The 3,371-nt window shown below is 65.9% G+C and carries 4 protein-coding genes; 2 read left to right on the forward strand and 2 right to left on the reverse strand.

The window, feature by feature from the left end; translation table 11 throughout:
- Positions 1–121: 121 nt before the first annotated feature.
- Positions 122–805: a lipoyl(octanoyl) transferase LipB gene (gene lipB, locus ASD86_RS02220; RefSeq protein WP_157476105.1), complete on the reverse strand. Its 684-nt coding sequence runs from the start codon at positions 803–805 to the stop codon at positions 122–124.
- Positions 802–1,080, reverse strand: a complete 279-nt coding sequence (locus ASD86_RS02225; RefSeq protein WP_036106308.1) for a DUF493 family protein — start codon at positions 1,078–1,080, stop codon at positions 802–804. The genes lipB and ASD86_RS02225 overlap by 4 nt, the downstream gene beginning before the upstream one ends.
- A gap of 295 nt (positions 1,081–1,375) precedes the next feature.
- Between ASD86_RS02225 and ASD86_RS02230 the strand changes: the two genes are divergently transcribed.
- Positions 1,376–1,972 carry an HAD family hydrolase gene (locus ASD86_RS02230; protein WP_056106405.1) on the forward strand — a complete coding sequence of 199 codons (597 nt, stop codon included), beginning with the start codon at positions 1,376–1,378 and terminating at the stop codon, positions 1,970–1,972.
- A 233-nt stretch (positions 1,973–2,205) separates the two neighbouring features.
- Complete coding sequence (locus tag ASD86_RS02235; RefSeq protein WP_056106406.1) at positions 2,206–3,135, forward strand: hypothetical protein; 930 nt, start codon at positions 2,206–2,208, stop codon at positions 3,133–3,135.
- Positions 3,136–3,371 lie beyond the last annotated feature (236 nt).

The following is a 3,371-nucleotide window of genomic DNA, read 5'->3' on the forward strand; positions in this document are numbered from 1 at the left end:
CGCGCCCTCATCCGCCCTTCGGGCACCTTCTCCCGCTTGCGGGAGAAGGAAAAATAAGCACTCCTCCCGCTTGCGGGAGAAGGAACATCAAGCACCCACTCCCACAAGCGGGATAAGGCATTTAAAAGCTCAACGGCTCCGCGTCCTCGACCGTCAGACCGAACTGCCGCGCGAGTTGCGCGACCAGCACCGGCTTGACCTGCTCCATGCCCGACGGGCCGCCCAAGTCTAGCACCGAGGTCACCTGCAGCCCCTGATACCCGCACGGATTGATGCGCTGGTAGGGCGACAGGTCCATGGCGATATTGAAGGCCAGGCCGTGGAAGGTGCAGCCGCGGCGGACCCGGATGCCCAGCGCCATGACCTTGGCCCCGGCCACGTACACGCCCGGGGCGCCGTCCTTGCGGGCGCCTTCGATGTTCCACTCGGCCAGGGTGTCGATCACCGCCTGTTCGATCCGGTCGACGTACTCGCGCACCCCGACCTTGAGCCGGCGCAGGTCCAGCAGCGGGTACAGCACGATCTGGCCGGGGCCGTGGTAGGTGACCTGGCCGCCGCGATCGACATGGATCACCGGGATATCGCCCGGCATCAGCACGTGCTCATCCTTGCCGGCCTGACCCAGGGTGAACACCGGATCGTGCTCGACCAGCCACAGCTCGTCGGGCGTGTCCGCGCCGCGCGCGTCGGTGAACGCCTGCATCGCGCGCCATACCGGCTCGTAGGGCTGACGACCCAGATCGCGCAACTGCGCGCGCGGCGGCGCGCTTTCGCCACCGAAAACGGCGGCGACGGCGTCGATCACAGTGTCCACTTCACTTCCGGGTGCTCGCGCAGGACCTGATGGGCGAGGTCGTACTGGGCGCGGTTTTCGGCGCGGAAGCTCAACTTGACCGAGACGAACTTGCCGGTCGAGGAGTGCTTCCACTGAATGGTTTCGGTTTCCACGTTGATCCCGGCGCCCAGCAGCAGGCGCGGCAATTCGTGCTCCAGGCCCGCATCGGCCGCGCCCATCGCGCTGAGCTCGAAGGTGCCGGGAAACTGGAAGCCGTGGTCGGGGTTGTCGGAATGAATGTCCATGGCGGCCATTATGGGTCCGGGGCCGGGGCAACCCAAGCGCAGCGGTGGGACGGCGGTGTGCTGGAGGTGGAACGGCGCCGCACTTGGCGGACTTGCGCCGCGATCGGCTGGCAACCGCCAGATCCGGCATGGCTCGGGCTGAGACGATCCCGCAGCCGATGCAGATGCGGCCACGCGAGTGGGCTGTGTACGAACACCGACGCGCATGCGACGCGACGGCCGCCGTGCGCTATCGCCGCCCATGCGGCCTCGGGCATCATCGGACAGCCCCACTCGACCGCATGAGAACGCAAGGATGAGCGAGCGCCTGCTGTTGGTCCTCGACCTCGACGAAACCCTGATCCACGCCAGCGAGATCGAACTCGATCGTCCCGCCGATTTTCGCGCCTTGCGCTATCACGTCTACCGCCGCCCGCATCTGCAGCGCTTCATCGATCACGCGCTGGCGAATTTCGAGGTCGGGGTGTGGACGTCGTCGGGAAAGCTCTATGCCGAGGCGGTGGTCGAAGCGCTGTTCCCGCCGAATTCGCTGCGCTTCGTGTGGTCCGAAGAACGCTGCTCGATCAGCCGCGACTGGACCACCGGCGAGTATATGAACCGCAAGCGCCTGGATAAGCTCAAACGGCGCGGTTACCGCCTGGAACGCGTGCTGGCGATCGACGACACGCCGTCCAAGCACGCCTACAACTACGGCAACCTGGTGTGCGTGCGCGAGTACCTGGGCGAAGACGAGCACGACGATGAACTGCTGCGGCTGATGCCGTACCTGGATTTGCTGGCAGCCGAGCCGAACATGCGCAAGATCGAGAAGCGACGCTGGCGCGAAAAGGTGCTGGCGGCTGCGGCGCGCGACGAGCCGATGCCCGGCCGGCGCGCCGATGGCGCGGATTGAGAAGGATCTTGCAGACCGCCGCCGGCCCACATAACAGAGCGCGGCGACCGGTCTAACCAATGCGCTGCACGCGACGGCGCGCGATACACCATCCATCGCCGTCCATGGCCTGCTCCGGCGCGCGCGAGCGTTCTCAACCAGTGAGTGGCCGGTGCGATCTAATAGCGGCAACACGCAGCCGCTAGAACCTGGCCCTGTCGCGCGCCTGCGGCGCGCTCTCCGGAGATCCCCCGATGCCTCCCAGCCAATCCGTCGCCCTGCCCCTGCGCGGCCAGTTCCGCAGCCTGTACACCCAGCTCAAGCGTGCCCATCTGCTCGAACGCACGCCGGTGATTTTCTGCGAAGGCGATTCGTGGTTTTCCACGCCGCTGGCGATGAACCTGCTCGACTGGATCGTCTCCCCGGCGCCCGAGGACGAAGCGCGCGGCGTACCGCTGCTGGGCCACGGCGGCCTGTTCTTCCGCGCCGAACACAGCGGCGATCACGCCTCGCGCAATCCCGACGACCCCAAGCGCTCGATGTTCGTGCGCGACAACATCGACGACATCATCGGCTGGTACGAAAACTTCGACTTCGACCTGATCCTGCTCAGCGCCGGCGGCAACGATTTCGTCGACAATTTTCTCAAGAAGACCTTCGCCGGCCAGCACAACCTGTCCGCCGACGCCGGCTTCCAGCGCGTGCTCGACACCGGCAAGTACGAGCAGGTCAAACAGGCATATGCGCTGTTCCTGCAGGCCGCGCTCGCGGCCAAGCCGGACATCCCGATCCTCGCCCACACCTACGACCATCCGCAGCTGATCGGCCGACCGGGCGCGTTGACCCCGGGCAATATCGGCGTCGCGGCCCTGCTCAAGAAAAGCGTGGGCCCGTGGATCGGCCCGCACATCGACGCGATCGTCAACGCCGACCCGGCCAAGACCGCGGACGAACGCCGCCGTTTCGTGCGCTTGTTGATCGACGGTTTCGAGAAGAACGTGTTGCGCGAGCTCAAGCACGACCCGCGCTTCGCCGGCCGTTTCGACTATGTCGACCTGCGCGGCACATTGACGTCGGAAAGTCAGTGGTTCGATGAAATGCATCCAACCGAAGCCGGTTTCCACGCGTTGGCGAGCAAGTTCCGCGCGGCGATCATCGGCAAGCTGCCGGCGGCGAAGCGGTAGTTTTTGTCGGGTCTGAACTCCCGAGCGCGCCATTACGGCAACCTCGCAACCTGCGCCGTGGTTGCATTCCCGCGGTCGCGGTTTGCGCCGCTCCTACAGGGTGGCCATGCAGCTTTTGCTTGAGCCTGAAGCCGCGCAGTTCATCCAGCGCCGCGAGGTCGCTAATTCGCGAAAACAAAAGCACACCCGTAGGGCGGCGCACATGGATGTGCGCCGTGCGCCACCGAGACAGGATG

Origin of the sequence: Lysobacter sp. Root690 (genome assembly GCF_001427785.1) — a bacterium.
GTDB lineage: Bacteria > Pseudomonadota > Gammaproteobacteria > Xanthomonadales > Xanthomonadaceae > Lysobacter.

What these genes read in the sequence shown, in the direction of transcription:
- ASD86_RS02225 (WP_036106308.1), bottom strand. Translation starts at nt 1,080, where the DNA reads ATGGACATTCATTCCGACAACCCCGACCACGGCTTCCAGTTTCCCGGC.
- ASD86_RS02230 (WP_056106405.1), top strand. Translation starts at nt 1,376, where the DNA reads ATGAGCGAGCGCCTGCTGTTGGTCCTCGACCTCGACGAAACCCTGATC.
- ASD86_RS02235 (WP_056106406.1), top strand. Translation starts at nt 2,206, where the DNA reads ATGCCTCCCAGCCAATCCGTCGCCCTGCCCCTGCGCGGCCAGTTCCGC.